This window comes from Streptomyces sp. CAU 1734, assembly GCF_039888735.1.
Lineage (GTDB): Bacteria > Actinomycetota > Actinomycetes > Streptomycetales > Streptomycetaceae > Streptomyces.
The window spans coordinates 226,000-246,385 of record NZ_JBDQQP010000008.1; the positions used below are offsets into that span (position 1 = coordinate 226,000).

At 72.2% G+C, this 20,386-nt stretch carries 13 protein-coding genes; 4 read left to right on the forward strand and 9 right to left on the reverse strand.

Annotated features, from left to right (window positions below; all coding sequences use genetic code 11):
• Positions 1–10: 10 nt before the first annotated feature.
• A complete protein-coding gene (locus AAFN69_RS17495) occupies positions 11–1,345 on the forward strand; it encodes a hypothetical protein (RefSeq protein ID WP_347729450.1) in 1,335 nt (444 codons plus the stop codon).
• 628 nt (positions 1,346–1,973) lie between these two features.
• On the opposite strand, the gene AAFN69_RS17500 is transcribed toward AAFN69_RS17495, so the two are convergent.
• Both AAFN69_RS17500 and AAFN69_RS17505 read right to left on the reverse strand, forming a co-directional pair.
• Positions 1,974–3,302 carry a class I SAM-dependent RNA methyltransferase gene (locus AAFN69_RS17500; RefSeq protein ID WP_347729451.1) on the reverse strand — a complete coding sequence of 443 codons (1,329 nt, stop codon included), beginning with the start codon at positions 3,300–3,302 and terminating at the stop codon, positions 1,974–1,976.
• 156 nt (positions 3,303–3,458) lie between these two features.
• The gene (locus AAFN69_RS17505) at positions 3,459–5,507 is read right to left on the reverse strand and encodes an APC family permease (protein ID WP_347729452.1); all 2,049 of its coding nucleotides are present in this window, start codon (positions 5,505–5,507) and stop codon (positions 3,459–3,461) included.
• 203 nt (positions 5,508–5,710) lie between these two features.
• Between AAFN69_RS17505 and AAFN69_RS17510 the strand changes: the two genes are divergently transcribed.
• From AAFN69_RS17510 to AAFN69_RS17520, 3 genes are all read left to right on the forward strand, one after another.
• A complete protein-coding gene (locus AAFN69_RS17510; RefSeq protein WP_347729585.1) occupies positions 5,711–6,379 on the forward strand; it encodes a TrkA family potassium uptake protein in 669 nt (222 codons plus the stop codon).
• Entirely contained in the window at positions 6,379–7,047 is a 669-nt protein-coding gene (locus AAFN69_RS17515; RefSeq protein ID WP_347729453.1) for a TrkA family potassium uptake protein, read from the forward strand. Before AAFN69_RS17510 ends, AAFN69_RS17515 begins: the two co-directional genes overlap by 1 nt.
• 103 nt (positions 7,048–7,150) lie before the next feature.
• The gene (locus tag AAFN69_RS17520) at positions 7,151–7,645 is read left to right on the forward strand and encodes a GNAT family N-acetyltransferase (protein ID WP_347729455.1); all 495 of its coding nucleotides are present in this window, start codon (positions 7,151–7,153) and stop codon (positions 7,643–7,645) included.
• Positions 7,646–7,721: 76 nt separating this feature from the next.
• Here AAFN69_RS17520 and AAFN69_RS17525 read toward each other — a convergent pair whose 3' ends face one another.
• The 7 genes from AAFN69_RS17525 to AAFN69_RS17555 form a co-directional block, all read right to left on the reverse strand.
• Positions 7,722–8,690 (reverse strand): ABC transporter ATP-binding protein, encoded by a 969-nt coding sequence (locus AAFN69_RS17525; protein ID WP_347729456.1) that lies wholly within the window; start codon positions 8,688–8,690, stop codon positions 7,722–7,724.
• The gene (locus AAFN69_RS17530) at positions 8,687–11,395 is read right to left on the reverse strand and encodes an FtsX-like permease family protein (RefSeq protein ID WP_347729457.1); all 2,709 of its coding nucleotides are present in this window, start codon (positions 11,393–11,395) and stop codon (positions 8,687–8,689) included. Before AAFN69_RS17530 ends, AAFN69_RS17525 begins: the two co-directional genes overlap by 4 nt.
• Before the next feature lie 96 nt (positions 11,396–11,491).
• Positions 11,492–14,854 (reverse strand): ABC transporter permease, encoded by a 3,363-nt coding sequence (locus AAFN69_RS17535; protein WP_347729459.1) that lies wholly within the window; start codon positions 14,852–14,854, stop codon positions 11,492–11,494.
• A 748-nt stretch (positions 14,855–15,602) separates the two neighbouring features.
• Positions 15,603–16,388 carry a DUF3159 domain-containing protein gene (locus tag AAFN69_RS17540; protein WP_347729460.1) on the reverse strand — a complete coding sequence of 262 codons (786 nt, stop codon included), beginning with the start codon at positions 16,386–16,388 and terminating at the stop codon, positions 15,603–15,605.
• 3 nt (positions 16,389–16,391) lie between these two features.
• Positions 16,392–16,742 carry an OB-fold nucleic acid binding domain-containing protein gene (locus AAFN69_RS17545; RefSeq protein ID WP_347729586.1) on the reverse strand — a complete coding sequence of 117 codons (351 nt, stop codon included), beginning with the start codon at positions 16,740–16,742 and terminating at the stop codon, positions 16,392–16,394.
• 232 nt (positions 16,743–16,974) lie between these two features.
• Positions 16,975–17,664 carry a response regulator gene (locus AAFN69_RS17550; protein WP_347729461.1) on the reverse strand — a complete coding sequence of 230 codons (690 nt, stop codon included), beginning with the start codon at positions 17,662–17,664 and terminating at the stop codon, positions 16,975–16,977.
• A 121-nt stretch (positions 17,665–17,785) separates the two neighbouring features.
• Positions 17,786–20,329 carry an ATP-binding protein gene (locus AAFN69_RS17555; protein WP_347729463.1) on the reverse strand — a complete coding sequence of 848 codons (2,544 nt, stop codon included), beginning with the start codon at positions 20,327–20,329 and terminating at the stop codon, positions 17,786–17,788.
• Between the last annotated feature and the right edge of the window lie 57 nt (positions 20,330–20,386).

Sequence of the window (20,386 nt, forward strand, 5' to 3'; positions counted from 1 at the left end):
GGAACAACAGGTGAAACTTTTCAGGACCGCGGCAGCGGTCGGGGTGGCAGCGGCACTCGCCTTCCCGCTGGTTCCCGCGTCCGCCACTGCGGACGGCCGGGCCACCCCCGCGACCGGGGCAGCGCTGTCCGCGACAGCCGAGGAGGCCACCAGGACCGCATCCCGGAACGCGGCCGGGAAATCTCTGATGAGACGCCAGGCCCCGATCCTGGAAGCGGCGGACGAGATCAGCGGTCTGGCGAAGCGGGACCGCCGCAGTGGGTACAGCGGCCTGAACATCTCGGTGGAGAAGAACGGCTACGCCCTCCGCTGGAAGGGACAGCCGCCCAAGGACGTCACCCGGGCGATCGCGACACACCGGAAGAGGGGGCTGAGCGTGGAAGTCACCTCCGCCCGCTACAGCGCCAAGGAGCTGCGGAGGGCCATGGACGCGATCGCCGGCTCCGGGATCCGCCGCGTCAACGGAGCGAAGATCGTCAGAGTGTCCCCCGGCAAGGACGGGAACTCACTCACCGTCGGAGTCAACACCTCCGGCGCGGCCCTGCGCACGTTCGCGGACAAGCCGAACACCGCGGGCGCCCTGCCCGCATCCCTGACGCGGGGAATACCGGTCAGCCTGACATCCGCAACCGAGGCAACTCCCGCCAGTAACCCGGCTTTTGATCGACGGCTCGGCGAGAGCACCGGCTATCACTACGGCGGACAGGTGATTATGCCGACTTATGGTGGCAGGTGCACCGCCGGGTTCGGCGCCTACGACAGGCAGAAGGGGACCGATTACCTCATCACCGCCGAGCACTGCACCACCCAACCCGGCCAGATATGGAGAAACGGCAGGGACAGTTCCCTGGGGACGCTGGAGACAGCTGACGCATCCAATGACACGGCCTACATTCGCGTGGAAGGCAACAAGAGGGCGGGTGGCTACATTGTCGGGGGCTCGCCCGCCGGCGAGAGGGGACAGCCGATGCTCACTGTCGGCACCTGGCGGGATACCTACCACGGCCAGTACGTCTGCTTCAGCGGAGCGCTGACCGGCGAGCGATGCGGTGTACCGGTTTCCGGGTCGTACGGCTGGCAATACGTGCAGAACAAGCGGTACTGGACCATCGACACCGGTGAATCTCCTTGGGAATATGTTGCCGGCAAGGGCGACAGTGGCGGCCCTGTCTACAGCTACTTGGTGTCTGGTGGGGTCGTGGCTCACGGACTCATATCCTCGACCTCCAGGGGATTTTTCTGCTGGGATCCGATAGACAAGCAGCTGCGCGGCGCCTGCTCGAAATATGTGAGTTTCACCAGTCTGACTGAGGCACTTGAGACCACGAGGATCTCGCTCCGCTGACTCCAAGGCGCGCTCAGGTCAGGCTGAGCACGACACCGGCAATGCCATGCACTCGCCGACGATGTCGTGCATGCACGCGGAGGATGTGCGGCGTCCTCGGCGATCACCCGATCGTACCGAGCGCACACCCCACCGGGCTCCGCTGGGGCGAACTCACCGGACTCCGCCACCACCGCATCGACCGCCGCCGCTCCCGCCTCTTCGCCGTCGAGGCCAATACCAGGAGCGGCATCAAGGAAGTACCCCAACAGCTCCAAGAGCCGCCGCGAAGTCCCCCTCCAGCCCATCTCCAGTCCGACGCCCACAGGACCATGCTCGGAGCCCGGGAGCGGCTTTGAGGCCCCGCTCACCCTCGCTGTGCAGAGCACAGAACGTGCACTGGCCCCTTCTTCCCGTCCAGGACGGGAAGAAGGGGCCGATGTGCTGTCCGCCCATCGCAGAGGGGAGGCGCCCGCAACAGATTTCTCCGAGCGCCGACATCAACGCTCAGTAACGGAAAACCACTGGTCAGCACGGCGTCAGACCATGATCAACGAGCGTCAAAAGAGCGTCACGAGCGTCATTTCAGCGTCAGGATATCGCCCGTAACGCCCACAACGTACATAACGCGCATCGACAAAATCGCAGGTCAGGCGTCCTTCTTCACCGGCTCCAGAATCGCCACGCACTCCACGTGGTGCGTCATCGGAAAGAGGTCGAAGGCGCGCAGCGTGCGCGACCGGTACCCCGCCTCGGCGAAGTACTTCAGGTCACGGGCCAGGGCCGCGGGGTCGCAGGCCACGTAGGCGATGCGGCGGGCGCCCAGGGCCGCCAGGCGCTGGACCGTCTGCTTGCCGGCGCCCGCGCGGGGCGGGTCCAGGACGATCAGGTCGGCCTCGGTGATGCCGGTGCGCGGCAGGACCTGCTCGACCTTGCCCTGTTCGACGCGGACGCGCTCCAGGTCGCGGAGGTTGTGGCGGGCGTCCTCCACCGCGCGCTTGGAGGACTCGATGCCGAGGACCGCTCCGGTCTCGCCGAGGCGTTCGGCGATCGCGCCCGCGAACAGGCCGACGCCGCAGTACAGATCGAGGGCCATCTCGCCCTTGCGCGGCATCAGGCCCTGCATCACGGCCTTCACCAGCGTGTCCGCGGCCTGCGGGTGGACCTGCCAGAAGCCGCCGTTGCCGACCCGGTAGGTGCGGCCGTCGGCGCGCTCGCGGACGAAGGCGCGGCCGTGGACCCGGTGCACCCCGCCGTCGCGCTCGTCGACGCGCAGGACCGAGACCGGCTTGTCCAGCTCGACCAGAGGGAGCCTGCCGCCGGGGGCGGGGGTGAGGACGACCTGGCGGTCGCTGGAACCGGTGGCGGCGATCGCCTCGACCGATGCCATCTGGGGCCAGACGCGCTTCTCGACGCCGAGCTCGCTGACGCCGGGGGCGGCGATCATGCAGTGGTCGACCGGCTCGATGTCGTGCGAGCGGTGCTTGCGCAGCCCCGCGCGGCCCTCCGCGTCGACCGCGTACTGCACCCGGGTGCGCCAGGCCGGGACCTCGCCGGGCGGGAGCTTGTCGCCCTCGGCCGGCATGACCGTGCCGTCCCAGCCCGCCTCCTCGGGGGTGAGGCCCGCGAGGCGGGAGAGCTGTTCGGTGATCACCTCGCCCTTGAAGCGCCGCTGGGCTCCCGGCTTGGCGTGCTGCCAGTCGCAGCCGCCGCACTTGCCGGGGCCGGAGAACGGGCAGGGGGCGGGGACCCGGTCCTTCGAGGGCTCGATGATCTCCACCGCGTCGGCCCGCAGGAAGCGGGAGTCGGCCTCGCCGTCGGTGACCCTGGCGATCACCTTCTCGCCGGGCAGGGTGTGCCGGACGAACAGCACCCGGCCGTCCTCGGTACGGGCGATGCAGTGCCCGCCATGCGCCACGGGGCCGATCTCGACCTCGTACTCCTCCCCGACCAGCGATGAATCGGAAGCGTTCTGCATGGTGGGGTGACTCCAAAAGTTCGGGGCGGAGCGGGTGCGGGTCCAGTGCGCCGGGAGGCCCGGGAGTGCCCCGGGAGGACCGCAAGGAGGGGCAGCCCACCAGTCTACGCGGCCGACGGGGTCACGATCGCCGCACCGGATCCGGGGGCGGGGCCCCTACTCCCGGCCCGTCGGCTCCTTGGGGCGCTCGCCCGCCAGGCCCCGCCGGACCGCACCGGGAGCGCTCCAGTCCTGGCGCTTGCGGGCCCGCTTCCGGGCCTTCTCCGAGGAGACCAGCTGGTACGGCACCGAGGTCACCATCACGCCCGGTGTGAAAAGCAGCCGGCCCTTCAGCCGCAGTGCGCTCTGGTTGTGCAGCAGATGTTCGTACCAGTGCCCCACCACGTACTCGGGGATCACCACACTGACCACATCGCGCGGGCTCTCCCGCCGCAGGCCCTTCACGTACTCGATCACCGGCCGGGTGATTTCCCGGTAGGGGGAGTCCAGGATTTTCAGCGGGACGTTGATGCCGCGCCGCTGCCACTCCTCGCGGAGCGCCTTGGTCTCGGCGGGGTCGACATTGATCGACAGCGCCTCCAGCTTGTCGACCCGCATCAGCTTGGCGTACGCCAGCGCCCGCAGCGTCGGGCGGTGGATCTTGGAGACCAGCACGATGGAGTGCACCCGCGACGGCCGGACACTGTCGTCGCTCGGCGTGTCCGGTGCCACCAGTTCCTCCGCGACCCGGTCGTAGTGGCGGCGCACCGCGCTCATCACACCGTAGAAGAACACCATGCCCAGCAGGGCCACCCACGCGCCGTGGGTGAATTTGGTCGCCAGCACGATCACCAGCACCAGCCCGGTGAAGAACGCCCCGAAGCTGTTGATCGCCCGGGAGCGGTGCATACGGCGGCGCCTGGCGGGGTTCTTCTCGGTCAGCAGATGGCGGTTCCAGTGCCGGACCATGCCGATCTGGCTGAGCGTGAAGGAGACGAAGACGCCGACGATGTAGAGCTGGATCAGCTTGGTGGAATCCGCGCCGTAGGCGACGACCAGCAGCGCGGCGGCGCCGGAGAGCAGCACGATTCCGTTGGAGAAGGCGAGCCGGTCGCCCCGGGTGTGCAGCTGGCGGGGGAGATAGCGGTCCTGGGCCAGTATCGAGCCGAGCAGCGGAAAGCCGTTGTACGCGGTGTTCGCGGCCAGGAACAGCACCAGGGCGGTGGCCGCCGCGAGCAGGACGAAGAAGAAGGTGCCGTCCCCGAAGACCGCAGCCGCCACCTGGGAGATCACCGGGTCCTGGATGTAGTCGTCGCCGACCGGCACACCGTCCCGGAGCAGATCGTGCCCGGGGTTCTCGGCCATCTTCACATCGGAGGCCAGGGCCAGCCCGATGATGCCGCAGAACATCGTCACCGCCAGCCCGCCCATCAGCGCCAGCGTGGTCGCCGCGTTCCGCGACTTGGGCTTGCGGAAGGCGGGCACGCCGTTGCTGATCGCCTCCACACCGGTGAGCGCCGCGCAGCCCGATGAGAAGGCCCTCAGCAGCAGAAAGACCAGCGCGAGGCCCGCGAGGCCCTGCTCCTCCGCCTTGATGTCGAAATCCGCGGTCGGTGCCTTGAGGGTGTCATTCAGAACGAACCCTTGATAAGCACCCCAGGCGATCATGACGAAGACACTGGTGACAAAGACATACGTCGGAATCGCGAAGAGCTTCCCGGATTCCCGCACCCCGCGCAGATTCATCAGTGTCAGCAGCACAATGACCGCCACCGCGCACAGGACCTTGTTCTCGACCACGAACGGGATCGCGGAACCCAGGTTCTCCACGCCGGAGGAGATGGAGACGGCCACCGTCAGTACGTAGTCGACCAGCAGCGCGCTCGCCACGGTCAGCCCGGCGCGCGGGCCGAGATTGGTGTTGGCGACCTCGTAGTCGCCCCCGCCGCTCGGATAGGCGTGCACATTCTGGCGGTAGGAGGCCACCACCGTGAACATCAGGACCACGACGGCCAGGGCGATCCACGGGCTGAAGTGGTAAGCCGACACACCCGCGATGGAGAGCACCAGCAGGACCTCTCCGGGCGCGTACGCCACGGAGGACAGCGGGTCGGAGGCGAAGACGGGCAGTGCGATGCGCTTCGGGAGAAGCGTTTCACCCAGCCGGTCACTGCGCAGCGCCCTGCCGATGAGAATCCGTTTGGGCAGGTCGGTCAGTTTGGACACGGAGAGGATCGTAAGCGTTCGATATGGGCGGAGCCCACCCACCACCCCCGTTGTCTCACGGAATCCTTCGCTCCCCACATACCCGGTGTCCGGTCCACGCCGCGCATGTGTAGCTTTGGCCGAGGTCTGAGACCCTTTAAGCCAGAGCACCGTTAAATACTGAGCAAAGAAATGCCGCGGCAGTGGCAGCCGGAAGGACGGTCGTGCACATCGTCATCATGGGATGCGGGCGAGTGGGAGCCGCTCTCGCGCAGACCCTGGAGCAGCAGGGGCACACGGTCGCCGTCATCGACCAGGACCCCACGGCCTTCCGCCGGCTGGGCTCCGGATTCGGGGGCCGCAGGGTCACCGGTGTCGGATTCGACCAGGACACCCTGCGCGAGGCGGGCATCGAGGACGCGGGTGCCTTCGCCGCCGTGAGCAGCGGGGACAATTCCAACATCATCGCCGCCCGGGTGGCCCGCGAGATGTTCAACATCGAGAATGTCGCGGCCCGTATCTACGACCCGCGCCGCGCCGAGGTGTATCAGCGCCTGGGCATTCCGACCGTCGCCACGGTCCGCTGGACGGCGGATCAGATGCTCCGGCGGCTGCTGCCGTCCGGTGCGGAGCCGCTGTGGCGCGATCCGAGCGGTGCGGTCCAGCTGGCCGAGGTCCACACCTCGCCCGCGTGGATAGGGGAGAAGATCAGCAGGCTCCAGGAGGAGACGGGGGTCCGGGTCGCCTTCCTCACCCGGCTGGGCGAGGCGGTGCTGCCCACCTCGCAGACCGTCCTCCAGGAGGGCGACCTGGTGCATGTGATGATGCGTACGGATGAGATCGAGAAGGTCGAGGCGGTCTTCGCCGAGGGCCCCGAGGAGGGCGGTCACTGATGCGGGTCGCTATTGCGGGCGCCGGCGCGGTGGGCCGTTCCATCGCGGGTGAACTGTTGGAGAACGGACACGAGGTCCTGCTGGTCGACAAGGCGCCGACGGCGATCTCGGTGGAGCGGGTGCCGCAGGCCGAGTGGCTGCTGGCGGACGCCTGCGAGATCACCTCGCTCGACGAGGCGGCGCTCCAGCGCTGCCATGTGGTGATCGCGGCCACCGGTGACGACAAGGTGAATCTGGTCGTCTCGCTGCTCGCCAAGACCGAGTACGCGGTGCCCCGGGTGGTCGCCCGGGTCAACAACCCCAAGAATGAATGGCTCTTCAATGAGTCCTGGGGGGTCGATGTCGCCGTCTCCACCCCGCGGCTGATGTCCGCGCTGGTGGAGGAGGCGGTCAGCGTCGGCGATCTGGTGCGGCTGCTCCGGTTCAGCCACGGAGACGCCAATCTGGTCGAGCTGACCCTGCCGCCGGAGTCCGGTCTCGGGGGCACCCAGGTCGGCGATGTGGACTGGCCGCAGGACACCTCCCTGGTCACGATCATCCGCGGCTCGCGGGTGCTCACCCCGAGCCCGGAGGAGACCCTGGAGGACGGCGACGAACTGCTCTTCGTCGCCGCGCAGGCCCGTGAGGAACAGCTGGAGGAGCTGCTCTCGGTCCGCCGCGAGCAGTAGCGCCGGAGTGCGGGGCGGGGCGCCGTGCCCCGCCCCGCAGCCGTGCCCCGACCCGGCCATTTCGGATGCGGGCCGGCCGCCGTCCGTGATAGTCACCTCGTCCATGAACGATCTGGTGACGGCACGGCTCATCCTCCATCCCCTCACCGCCGCCGAGGCACGGACCCTGGTGGCGGGCGGGCCGGTCGCGGCTGCCCACTGGGCACCCGGCTATCCCGACGCGGGGGACATCAGGGCCGCCCGGGGACTGCTCATGGCCCGGGCGGGCGGCGACGCGTGCCGGCACCCCGGGGTGTACGAGATACGCCGCCGGGAGGACGGCCTCGCGATCGGCGGCGTCGGCTTCCACGGGCCCGGGGAGGCGGACGGCAGTGTCACCGTCGGCTACGGCCTCGTCCCGTCCGCCCGGGGGCACGGATACGCGGCCGAGGCCCTGCGGGCCCTGCTGGCATCCGCCCGGGAGCAGGGCATCAGCCGGGTCAAGGGCGACGCCGACCACGACAACACCGCCTCCCAGCGCGTCATGGCCGCGGCGGGGATGCGGCCGGCCGGGCGGGACGAACGCGTGGTGTTCTACGAGACCGACTGGGAGCTCTGAGCCCTCCGGCGCCGTACCCGGCTGAGCCCTCCGGTGCCCGACAGCGGGTCGGGGAGAGCCCCCGCCGCGGCACCCGTCAGGGCCCCTCCGGCCCCTCCGGCGCGTCCGGCCAGACCTGGATGTGATCCGGCTCCAGCTCCAGCATCACCCGGTCCCGCATCCCCAGCGCCCTGGCGTACTCCGCCGGCAGCTGGAGCCGGCCCGCGCGGTCGAGCATCGCGTACTCCCGCGCCACCACCGACTCCTGGCCGGTCGCCGTGTCGACCTCCGTGCGCCGCAGGATCTCCGTCGAGGTGCGCCCGTCGCGGATCGCGACCGTACGGCGGACCTCGCTCGCCACCGCCTGGTCATGGGTGACGATCACGATCGTCGTCCCCAGCTCCTTGTTCGCGGTGCGGAACGCCTCGAAGATCTGCTCGGCCGTGTGCGAGTCCAGCTCACCCGTCGGCTCGTCCGCCAGCAGCACCGACGGCTCGTTCGCCAGCGCCACCGCGATCGCCACCCGCTGCTGCTGCCCCCCGGACATCTGATGCGGACGCCGGTCCCGGCACTCGCCGACCTCCAATATCCTCAGTAGCGACTCGGCCCGCTCCGCCCGCTGCCGCCGGCCGCCGGCCGCGCGGCCCCGCAACTGCATCGGCAGCGCCACATTCTGAATCGCCGTCAGATACGGCAGCAGATTGCGCGCCGTCTGCTGCCAGACGAAGCCGACCGCCTCGCGCCGGTACCGCAGCCGCTCCCGGGCACCCATCGTCAGCAGATCGTGCCCGGCGACCTTCGCCGCGCCCGCCGTCGGCTCGTCCAGCCCGGCCAGGATGTTCATCAGGGTCGACTTGCCGCTGCCCGACGCCCCCACCAGAGCCATCAGCTCACCCTCCCGGACCAGCAGATCCAGCCCCTGGAGAGCCTGCACCTCCACCCCGTCGGCGGTGAAGATCCGCACCAGCCGGTCGCAGGTGATCAGTGCGTCATGACCGTACGCGGGGCTCTCCCGCCGGGCGGCCGCCCGGCGCTCCAGCTCCCGCAGATCAGCGGTGTCCGTCATCGCGCGTCTCCCACCCTCAGCTCAGTAGTTGCGGTACGCCGGGTGGCCAGCCACGCCTGCGCACCGGCGACCGACGCCGCGATCACCACCACGGCGAGCGCGGGCAGCAGCAGACTCCAGGACTCGGCCCGCAGCCGCGGAGCACCGAGCGAGGCCACACCCTCCTGGCTCGCCAGCGCCAGCCGGCCCAGATCGACGCCTGGGGAGAGCAGCGCGATCGCCGCCCACCCCACCAGCGCACCGCCGGCCGCCGCGAGCAGCACCTGCGGCAGGCTCTCCAGGACGAGCAGCCGCCTGCCCTGACGCCGGGTCAGACCCATGGTCCGCAGCCGGGCCAGCAGCGCGGAGCGCTCGGGCGCGGCCTGGAGCAGCGACAGCAGGATCGCGAGCACCGCGAATCCGGCGCTCGCCGCCACCGCCGCCGTATAGATCCGCTCCGCGCCGTCCTGAAGCGGCGACTCCACGAACCGGTCCCGCACGGCGGAGCGCAGCAGCACTGTGCCGGCCTCGCCGACCGCCTCGCGCAGCTCGGGCCCCGAAGTGCCCGGGCCGTCCACCAGAAGGGCCGAGGGAGCCCGCTCGGCGGGCAGCCCGGAGGCGTCGACCACCAGGAAGTTCCCGGTGTTCATGGCCGGCGTCGACTCGCTCACCGCCGCCACCCGCACCGTGAAGGTCCCGTCCTCGCCGGCGACCGTCACCGGGCCGGAACCCAGCCGTTCGGCCACCGCGGGAGAGACCAGCGCGGGCAGTACACCACCGCGTTTCCGCAGCTCCCCGGTGCCGAAACGGCCCATTCCGGTACGCTCCGACAGCGTGGCGTACGAGGCGGGGTCGACCGCCAGCATGGTCACCACGGTCTGATCGCCGTCCCGCAGATTCAGGTCGAACTCACGGCGCACCGGAGCCACCACCCGTACCCCCGACACCTTCCGCACCCGCTCGGCCAGCCCGGCGGGCAGCTCCTCGGCGCGCGCCTCGATCCGGGCGTCACCGCCGACCGCCGCCAGCGACGCCCCCGAGCGCGCGTCCGAGACCCCGGCCAGCACCGAACCGCCGAACGCCGCCGTCGTCAGCGCCACGATCAGCGCCAGCAGCACCAGCCCGGCCGGAACGGGGGAACGGCCGGCCCGCGCCAGCGACAGAAAACCGATCGCGCCCCGCCGCCGCGCCATCGGCAGCGCGGCCAGCCGCAGCGGCAGCGGATACAGCCGTGCCAGGACCAGCGCGGCGACCACGGCGACCAGCACCGGAGCGGCACTGACCAGTTCATCGGCACCGCCCTCGGCCGTACCGCGCCGGCGCAGGGTCTCCACCGCCGCCACCGCCAGGGCCAGCACCGTCACCTCGGCCACGGTGCGCCGGCGCGAGGGCCTGGCCCGTACGGCGTCGTCGCGCTCGCCGCCCGTCCGGAGCCTCCGGTGGGTGAACACCACCCGCAGCGGCAGCACCGCGCAGGCGACCAGCGCCACCGCGCCGGCGGCCGACAGCGACGGCAGCGGCCGCCCCTCGGGGACGACGGCCCGGGCCAGCGCCCAGCCGCCGGCCGCGGCGGGCAGCGCCACCACCGCCGTCTCCGCCAGCAGCCTGCCGGCGAGACCCGCGACGGAGCCGCCCCGGGCGCGCAGCAGCGTCAGCTCGGTCCGCCGCCGGATCGTCGCCAGGCCGCCGGCCATCAGCAGCACGATCACCGCGACGGCGGCCGCGCCGAATCCGGCGACGGCGGTCACCGCGCCGATCGCGGTGCGGGTCTCGTCGTACCGGATCAGCACCGAGTCCACACCGGTCTCGATCACCAGCGCCGAATCGACCGATGACCGCAGCGCGGCCCCGGCCGGGCCGCCGTCCACCGAGGCGATGGCCGCCTTCAGCCGGGGGAGATCGCCGATCCGCAGCCCCGCCGGATCCAGCGGAATCCGCCAGTACGCCTCGGTCTCCGTCATCAGCGACAGCAGCGCGGGCGCCGCCTCCGGCGCCAGGAACAGCCCGCCGTGCCAGTGCGGCGCGGGCGGAGTGCCCTCGTACACCTTCGCCGGAGCACGCAGTACGGGCTCGGCCGCCCAGTACGCGCGGCCGGGGCCGGCCGGCTCCACGATGCCGGTGATCCTGACCCCGAGCGGGCCCTCGGTGCCCTCGCGCGGCAGCGAGACCGTCGCACCCACCGTGATGTTCAGATCGGCGGCGGTCCGCGCGGTGACCGCGCCCTCCACCAGCCGGGCGCCCGGCGCGGTCGGCCCGGCCTTCGGCAGCCGCCCCGAGCGGAGCGTGCTGTGCTCGGCCAGTCCGGACCGGGCGGTGAGCGTGAACTGCGGCATCCCGCCCTCCAGCAGGGGTAGCCACTCACTGCTCGCCGGCACCGGCACCGTGGTGCGCGCACCGAAGTCCGCCTGGCGGGTGTCGGCGCGCAGCGGCTCCGGCAGCCCGGCGAGCAGGGTGCGGTTCATCTCCCGCAGCCGGGCGGGACGGAGCAGCCGGGCACGTTCCTCCGGCGTCTCGAACTCGGCCGGGGCGACGGAGAACCTCAGCCCCCGCTCGTCCGGCGGAGTGGTGCGCAGCGCATGGGTCAGACCCTCGCTCTCCTGCGCGTCGACCGCGCGCGGATACACCGAGGCGAGGAAGGAGGTGACCGCGACCAGCAGCGCGAGCGCGACCGCCGCCAGGGGCGCGGTGCGCAGCCGGGTGCGCACCCAGGGGGCGACCGCCCTCACAGCGCTCCCCTCCCCGCGGCCGCGATCGGCAGGCATGGTGCCGCGCACTCGCCGCTCCGCCGCGCCATCGGTGTCTCTCCCGTCCGTCGGGTCATCTCACTCGCCTCCCCGGGCGCGCAGCGCCGTCACGGATTCACCGCGTCGCAGGGCGAGCACCGTCACGATCAGTACGGGTACGGCGGCGACGGCCGCGAGCAGCACCGCCACCTCACCCATGGGCAGCTGGACCAGCACCTCCGGCACGGGCCGGGTGGCCTGTCCCGTCAGCACGATCAGCGGTACGACGGCCCGGGTCAGCAGGGCGCCCAGAACCGTTCCGATCAGCAGCGCCAGCCCGATGAGCATGGTCTGTTCGACCGCGACCAGCCGGGCGAGCTGCCGCCGGGGCGCGCCGATCGCCCGCAGTACGGCGAACTCCGCCGCCCGCTGCCGCAGCGCCCCGGCCGTGGAGACCGCGAAGCCGACCGCGGCCAGCGCGGCCGCCGCCGCCACCGCCGCGAAGAGCGCCGACTGCGGACCGGCGCCCAGCGGATCGCCGTGCAGCTCGGCGGCGAGCTCGTCGCGCACCTCCACCTGCCCCGGATCCAGCTCCGGCCGCTCCCGCAGCGAGGCGGCCACATCGGCGGCCCCGCCGGGCGCGGTGTACAGCCACCACTCGGAGGGCGGGAGCGCGGCGTCCGGCCGGGTCGCGAGGACCCGGTTGACCGAGCGCAGATCGAGCAGGAGCGCACCGCCGTCGGCGGGCGCCCGGCCGGGACCGGCGGAAGCCGCCGCCGTCCCGGTGGTCGGAACGCTCCGCAGCACACCGGCGATCCGCACCTTCACGGCACCGCCGGGCATCTGAAGGTCGATCAGCGAACCCGCCTTCGCGGCGGTGGACTCCAGGAACCGCTCGCTCACCAGCGCGGCCGGCACCGCGGGGGCCGCCCGTTTCGCCGAGAGGCGCACACTCACCGTGCGCTCGGGGCCCCAGCCGTCGTCCATCGCGGTACCCGTGTGGAAGGCCGCCGTCACCGCGGCCCCGGGGGCGGACGTCACCCGGGTCACCGCCGGGGCGGCCTCCCGGCCGTCCGCCGCACTGGGCTCGACACTGGGGGTCGCCGCCCCCTCCCAGACCAGATCCGCCGGTACCGGAACCGCCCGCGCGCCGCCGCCCGCGACCACGGCCCGCACCGCGCCGACCGCGAACCGCTTCGGCACGACCCGGCCAGGGAAGCCCGCCTCGTCGAACTCCACCCCGGTCAGGGCCAGCGGTCCGGCCGGCCGGCCCGTCGGGGCGTCCGCGGCCTCGGCGAGATCCAGCGTCAGCGCATGCCGCTTCCCGTCCGGGCGGAGCGTGCCGAGCGGCAGCCGGTAGGGGACGCCGAAACGGTCCTCCACCGTCACCGCCGCCTCCGTCGAGGAGAGATCGGGCCGGTCGTCCGCCTTGGGCCGGTACGCACCGCCCCCGGCGGTGCCCAGCGTCACATCGAGAATCAGCCGGTCGGTGTGGTCGGGCAGTACGATCCCGGCCCGCGCGGCCGTCGCCGGCCGCAGCGCCGACAGCGGGCGCTCCGGGTCGACCCCGGTGCCGGCCAGATCGGCCCGCACCCGCAGCCGTCCCTCGGCGGCGGCGGAGTCCACCGCCAGCACGGCCGCCTGCCGGCCGCCGGAGAGCGGAAGTCCGGTACGGGCGACCGGCACCGTCGCCGCGACCCCGGGCAGCTTGTCGTAAACCCCGCCCCTGCCCAGCTGCTGAACAGATCCGCCACCGATCACCCGCACCGGCGCACCGGAACGGAAATCCGCCTGGTCGTCCTGGGAACGCTCCCAGGACGCGCCCTGTCCGATCGCCAGCATGCCCATCGCCACCGAAAGCACCAGCAGCAGCACCGGGCCGGCGCCGCGCAGCGGGCGCCGGCTGAGCTGCCACCCCGCCAGCGGGGCCGTCAGACCGCGCCCCCGCGAGGCCCGCCGCTCCGCGAGCCGGGCGGCGGGCGGCAGCAGCCGCAGCGTGAGCACCGTACCGGCGAGCAGCGCCAGCGCGGGCGCCACCACCAGCAGCGGATCGATGCCCAGCCGCCCGTCCCGGTCCGTGCTCAGCGGCCCGCTGCCCGAAGTGCGCTGTTCCAGCTGCCAGTACGCCACCCCGGCGACGGCCAGCAGCGCCAGATCCGCCCCGGCGCGCAGCGGCGCGGGCAGCGAGCGCTCCCGGCCGCGCGGCGCACGGGCGGCGGTGAGCGCCGGAAGCACCACGGCCACCGCGCAGGCCAGCGCCACCAGGGCGCCGATCAGCCGGATCAGCGGAGTGGGCCCGCCGGCACCGTCCAGATCCACCCCGATCCTGGCCAGCAGCCCCTGCCCGGCCAGCAGCCGGGTCAGCGGCCCCGCCAGCAGCGGCGCGAGCACGGCGGCGGGCACCGCGAGCAGCAGCGCCTCCAGCGCGGCGAGCCCGGCGATCCGGCCCCGGGAGGCGCCCCGCGCCAGCAGGACCCGCGTCTCGCTCTCGCGCTCGGTGGTCAGCAGCCGGGAGACCAGCAGCAGGGCGTACGCGGAGAGCAGCACGAGCTGGAGGGCGACGATCAGCAGCGTCGCACGGGAGACCAGCAGCGCCCGCTCCAGCTGGTCGAGGGCGCCGGGCAGCGATGTCCTGGCGATCACCCCGCTGCCCAGCGAGGGCTGGGCGGAGAGCAGCTGCTGGCTCTTCTTCGCGGCGGCCCGGAGGTCGCCGATCCGCTCGGCCCGCAGCGAGCCGAAGTCGGCGGTGGCCAGCCACGCCTGGGCACCCCGGCTGATCCGGCCCGACCCGAGGGCGGCGGCATCGGTGATCAGCGGCCCGTAGGTGGTGAAGGAGTCCTGCCGCACCCCGCGCCCGCCCAGCTCGTCCAGCTGCCAGTAGGCGTCGCTCCGGTCGGCGGGCCGGTAGACACCGGTGACCCTGATCCGTACGGGCGGTCCGCCCATCCGGTCGGTGAGCTTCAGCACGCGCGGCCCGGGTTTCAGTCCCAGCCGCTCGGCGGCGGCCTCCGGCACGGCGACCCCGGTCGGCGTGCCCGCCGCGCCGCCGGCACCGGGCCACGCACCCGCCGTCAGCCGGACCCGGGAACGGTCCAGCACCGCGAGGGTGGTGAGGTCGGGTTCGCCGCCGCGCTCCGCGCGCGGCTCACGCGGCAGCGCGTACGGCCCCGAGCTGTCGAACGGCCGCAGGGTGACCGGCAGACCGTCGAAGGCCCGCTCCGCCCCGCGCCGTACGTCCCGGCCGGTGTCCGCCCGGTCGGCCCCGCTGTTCTCCGCGGTGACCAGCAGCGCGGCGGCCGAGCTCTCCCGGCCGCGCAGCGCCTGCCGCAGACCGGCGTCCCCGACGGAGTCGGCGAAGGCGGCCAGGGTGGCGAGGACGGACGTGGTCAGCAGCACCGCGAAGAGCACCGCGGCGAGCAGCGCCCGGTGCCCCCGGGCACGGCGAAACAGAAACCCCGCCACCGACTGCCCCCTGATCCCCGTACATCCCCCGAAAGCCCTTTCACCAGGATGCTTTCAGAGCACACGGAGTCAGGAGAACGCCCTCCGGCGGGACTTCACCAGATCGTGACCACGCCGGTCGGGACCCGCCGGAGCCCGGAGGGAAAAGCCGCGGGAGGGGTTCCGCGGGTGGCCGTGAGCTGTGTCACGACGGAGCCCGGTGAACTCGGCGGGATCACCCTGGCGGCCCGGGGGACGGCCGTACCGTCACCCCCGGCGCGACCGCCGGCCCCCGCGGCGCGGTGATCGCCGGTCCGGCGCGGATCTCGCCGTGACGCGCTGCCGCGACCGGCTCACCGGCTGATCGCCCCGCCCGGCCCCTCACCAGCCCGGCGGAGCGGGGCCGGACGATTTCTCCGGCGTACGGGCTGCCGTGCGGTGGTCCCGGCCCGGCGCTCCGCGGACGCGGGCCGGACGGCGGTTTCCGCCCGGCCCCCGGACACGCCCGGCCGCGAGGTGCTGCCCCGCCCCGTCCGAGTCCGGCTCCGGCGGCCGGGAGTCCCGAGCCCTCGCCGTCCGGCGGCCGCCCCTCGCTCCACGGGTGCGACTCGCCCGCCGGACACGCCGTCCCCGTGGCGAAACGCCGACGGCCCCGGCCACGAGCCCGTCATCATGACGGGGCTGTGGCCGGGGCCGTCGGCGCGCCCTTCGCACACACCGGGAGGCGAGCGCGGGACTCGTACCGCGACCGCGCGACGCCGCCCGGGAGCTACGCCTCGGGCTGCCCGGCGGCCGAGGCGGCCGCCTTGCGCTCCTCCTTCAGGCGGTCCTGCTCCTCCATCTCCGCGAAGACATCGATCGGCGGCGGCGCCTTCGCCAGGAAGAGCCAGGTCAGATAGACCGCCAGCAGGAACGGCGGAATCTTCAGCGCCACCAGGACCCAGCCGAGCTGGGTGGTGTCCGCCCACCAGTACAGCGGGAAGAGGATCGCGCACTTGGTGAGCAGAATCAGCCCCCAGGCCCAGCTGGCCTTGGCGTACGCCTTCTTCCGGCCGGGGTTCCGGGTGCGCCAGGAGAGGTTCTCCTTGAAGACCGGGCCCAGGATCAGCCCGATCAGCGGCACGCCCGCGATGGTGGTGATGATGTACGCCAGCGCCAGACCGAGCGTGTAGAGCATCCCCGGCAGATAGAAGTCCTTCGCATTGCCGGTCATCATCGCGAAGACCACACCGAAGGCCACCCCGAAGACCCCGCTGAAGGCGTGCTTCACGGTGTCCTTGCGGATGAGCCGGACGGCGACCAGCGCGAGCGAGACCGCCAGCGCGGCGATGGCCGAGATGTGCAGGTCCTTGTTGATGGTGTAGATCGTGACGAACAGCAGTCCGGGCAGGACCGTCTCCACGGTGCCGCGCACGCCGCCGAACGCCTCGAACAGCGCCGCCTCCGTCACGGCCCTGGAGTCGTCCGGGGCGGCGGGGCGGGACTGCGCGCTGTCGTCCGGTTCCGGCTGGTCATTGGTGTTCGTCGTGGTGGTCGGCTTGTCGAGGGACGTCACCGGCTACTCCTGTCCGAGCGGTCGGAGTTCGTATTTGGGGTTGAACAGCACACGTCGGCCGTGGCTCATGGAGATTCTGCCGGAGGCTATGAGCCTGCGGCCCGGCTCGATGCCCACGATGGAGCGCCGGCCGAGCCATACGACATCCAGCGGGGCACTGCCGTCGAAGAGCTCCGCCTCCAGAGCGGGCACACCGGCACGGGGACGGAAGGTGACCGTGCGCAACGTACCAGTCACTCTCACTATCTGCCGGTCACCGCACTCGGCGATGCGGGTGCACCCCGACGCCTGGGAGTCCTCCCGCAGCTCCTCGGACTCCAGATCCTGCTGGGAGCTGGAGAGCCGGTCGAGCATGCGGCGGAAGCGCCCGGCGGGCTTGGCGGGCGCCCCGCCGGCGCTCGCCGGACCGTGCCCGGACGGGGTCCGGGGGCCGTGGCCGGGGTCGGTTTCGCTCCCGGAGGTCTTCCCGGTGCGGGGTGTGGCGCTCATGCAGCAAGCGTACCGGCCATCGCCGACACTTCCCCTGGTCGAACGGTGTCGCGGACCGTATGCCCCGGGAGCCTTCCCGGGGCGGTCGCCGGGGGAGTCAGGAGCGCTCGAAGCGGTACCCCATGCCCGGCTCGGTGACGAAGTGCCTCGGGTGCGAGGGGTCGGCCTCCAGCTTCCGCCGCAGCTGCGCCATGTAGACCCGGAGGTAGTTGGTCTCCGTCCCGTACGACGGCCCCCACACCTCCTGGAGCAGCTGCTTCTGGCTGACCAGCCGTCCCGTGTTGCGCACCAGGACCTCCAGCAGATGCCACTCGGTCGGGGTGAGCCGCACATCGCGGCCCTCGCGGTGCACCTTCTTCGCCGCCAGATCGACGGTGAACCCCGCCGTCTCGACGATCACCACATCGTCGTCACCGCCGCCCACGGGCTCGGCCCTGCGGACCGCGGCCCGCAGCCGGGCCAGCAGCTCGTCCATCCCGAAGGGCTTGGTGACATAGTCGTCGGCGCCGGCGTCCAGCGCCTCCACCTTCTCGTCGGAGGTCTGGCGCGCGGAGAGCACCAGAATCGGCACCCTGGTCCAGCCCCGCAGCCCCCGGATCACCTCCACGCCGTCCATGTCCGGCAGACCGAGGTCGAGCACGACCACATCGGGGTGCCGGGCGGCGGCGAGCTGGAGCGCGGTCGCGCCGTCGGGGGCCGCGTCGACCTCGTACTTCCGCGCCTTGAGATTGATCACGAGGGCGCGGACGATCTGCGGCTCGTCGTCGACCACGAGCACCCTGGTCATGCGGGCCTGCCTTTCTGCGCTGTCACTGTCGTCGAGCCCGTTCCCGAGCCGATGCCGATACCTGTGCCGGTCCCCGCCCCGCCGGTCACCGGGTTCGCGGGGTTCGCGGGGCTCACCGGGTTCACGAGGTGACCCGCGCGGGAAGATCCGGCGAGACGGGTTCGAGACCCGGCGCCGCCCGCAGCGTGAGCACCATCGTCATACCCCCGCCGGGAGTGTCCTCGGCCGAGAGAGTGCCGCCCATCGCCTCGGTGAAACCGCGCGCCACCGCCAGCCCGAGCCCCACCCCGGCACCCCGCGGCGCGTCCCCGTACCGCTGGAACGGCTCGAAGATCCGGTCCTTCCCGTCGTCCGGGACCCCGGGGCCCCGGTCCGCGACCCGCACCTCCACCCGGTCGCCCAGCGCGCTCGCGGCCACCGTCACCGGTATCCCGTCCGGGCTGTACTTCACCGCGTTCTCGACGATGTTGGCGACCGCCCGTTCCAGGAGTCCCCGGTCCACCGCGACCATCGGCAGCGACTCCGGGATGTCCAGCTCCACGCTCTCCGGCGGCACCGAGACCAGTGCCATCGGCACCACCTCGTCCAGATCGGTCACCCGGATCAGCGGGGTGACCGTGCCGGTCTGGAGCCGGGACATGTCGAGCAGATTGCCCACCAGATGATCCAGCCGGTCGGCGCCGTCCTCGATCCCCTCCAGCAGCTCCGCCTCGTCCTCGTCCGACCAGGCCACGTCATCGGAGCGCAGCGAGGAGACGGCGGCCTTGATCGCCGCCAGCGGGGTGCGCAGATCATGGCTGACGGCCGCGAGCAGCGCGGTACGGATCCGGTTGCCCTCGGCCATCCGCCGGGCGTCCTCCGCCTCCCCGACCAGCCGCTGCCGGTCCAGTACGACGGCTGCCTGCGCCGCGAAGGCGGCCAGCACCCGCCGGTCCTCGGCGGGCAGCACCCGCCCGGAGAGGGCGAGGGCCATGTTGTCGCTGACGGGCATGTCCACGTCGGCGTCCTCGGGCCGCACCACTGAGCGCGGGCCCACACTCCCCGCGGGTGTCCACGGCTCCACCTCGCTGGCGCGCTCCAGCAGCGCCACCGACTCCATCGCGAAGGTCTCCCGGACCCGCTCCAGCAGCGCCTCCAGCGAGGTCTCGCCCCGCAGCACACTGCCGGCCAGGAAGGACAGCACCTCCGACTCGGCCCGCAGCCGGGCCGCCTGATGGGTGCGGCGGGCCGCCAGATCCACCACGGAGGCCACCGCGACCGCCACCGCGAAGAAGATCACTATGGCGACGATGTTCTTCGGGTCGTACACGGTCAGCGTCCGTACCGGCGGAGTGAAGTAGAAATTCAGCAGCAGGGACCCGACGGCCGCCGAGGCGAGCGCCGGCAGCAGACCGCCGAGCAGCGCCGAGAGCACCGTCAGGAAGAGGAAGAGCAGTACGTCATTGGCGAGGCCGAGGCTGTCGTCCACCGCCGTGAGCAGCAGCGAGAGCAGCACCGGCGCGACGACCCCGACCAGCCAGCCCGCGATGATCCGGGTCCGGCCGAGCCGCGCCCCCCGCGCCACCGGCAGCCCGCGCCCCTTGCCCGCCTCGTCATGGGTGACGATGTGGACATCGAGATCGGGCCCGGAGTCCCGGGCGACGGTCGCTCCGACACCGGGGCCGAAGATGTACTGCCATGCCTTGCGGCGGCTGGAGCCGAGCACGATCTGGGTGCCGTTGACCCCCCGCGCGAAATCGAGCAGCGAGGCCGGGATGTCATCGCCGATCACATGGTGGAAGGTGCCGCCCAGATCCTCGACCAGGGTCCGCTGAACCGCCAGCTCCTTGGGCGAGGCCGAGGTCAGCCCGTCGCTGCGGGCGATGTAGACGGCGAGGATCTCGCTGCCCGACCCCTTGGCCGCCATCCGCGCGGCCCGCCGTATCAGGGTGCGGCCCTCGGGACCGCCGGTCAGCCCGACGACGATCCGCTCCCGGGCCTGCCAGGTGGAGCGGATGTTGTGCTCGCCCCGGTACTGCTGGAGATACTCGTCGACCCGGTCGGCCACCCAGAGCAGCGCCAGCTCGCGCAGCGCGGTCAGATTCCCCGGCCGGAAGTAGTTGGAGAGGGCCGCGTCCACCTTGTCGGACTTGTAGATGTTGCCGTGCGCCATCCGTCTCCGCAGCGCCTGCGGAGACATGTCGACAAGCTCTATCTGATCGGCCCGGCGCACCATCTCATCGGGCACGGTCTCCCGCTGCCGCACCCCGGTTATCGATTCGACGACATCGCCCAGCGACTCGAAGTGCTGGATGTTGACGGTCGAGATCACATCGATCCCGGCGGCCAGCAGCTCCTCGACGTCCTGCCACCGCTTGGCGTTCCGCGAACCGGGCACATTGGTGTGCGCCAGCTCGTCCACCAGCGCGACCGCGGGGCGGCGCTCCAGCACCGCGTCGACGTCCATCTCGGTGAAGATCGAATCCCGGTACTCCAGCTCACGGCGGTGGATCTGCTCCAGGCCGTGCAGCATCACCTCGGTGCGCGGCCGGTCGTGGTGCTCGACGAAGGCCACGACACAGTCCGTGCCGCGCTCCACCCGGCGATGCGCCTCCGAGAGCATGGCGTACGTCTTGCCGACGCCCGGCGCCGCGCCGAGATAGATCCGTAGCTTGCCGCGTCCCATGGCCTCATTGTCTTCCCGAAACTGCTGGTCGTGCTGCCACGACCATACGGCCACGGA

Excerpts from the sequence above, each read along its gene's own strand:
- AAFN69_RS17500 (WP_347729451.1), bottom strand. The coding sequence starts at position 3,302 with ATGCAGAACGCTTCCGATTCATCGCTGGTCGGGGAGGAGTACGAGGTC.
- AAFN69_RS17545 (WP_347729586.1), bottom strand. The coding sequence starts at position 16,742 with ATGCTCGACCGGCTCTCCAGCTCCCAGCAGGATCTGGAGTCCGAGGAG.
- AAFN69_RS17550 (WP_347729461.1), bottom strand. The coding sequence starts at position 17,664 with ATGACCAGGGTGCTCGTGGTCGACGACGAGCCGCAGATCGTCCGCGCC.
- AAFN69_RS17520 (WP_347729455.1), top strand. The coding sequence starts at position 7,151 with ATGAACGATCTGGTGACGGCACGGCTCATCCTCCATCCCCTCACCGCC.
- AAFN69_RS17515 (WP_347729453.1), top strand. The coding sequence starts at position 6,379 with ATGCGGGTCGCTATTGCGGGCGCCGGCGCGGTGGGCCGTTCCATCGCG.
- AAFN69_RS17555 (WP_347729463.1), bottom strand. The coding sequence starts at position 20,329 with ATGGGACGCGGCAAGCTACGGATCTATCTCGGCGCGGCGCCGGGCGTC.
- AAFN69_RS17525 (WP_347729456.1), bottom strand. The coding sequence starts at position 8,690 with ATGACGGACACCGCTGATCTGCGGGAGCTGGAGCGCCGGGCGGCCGCC.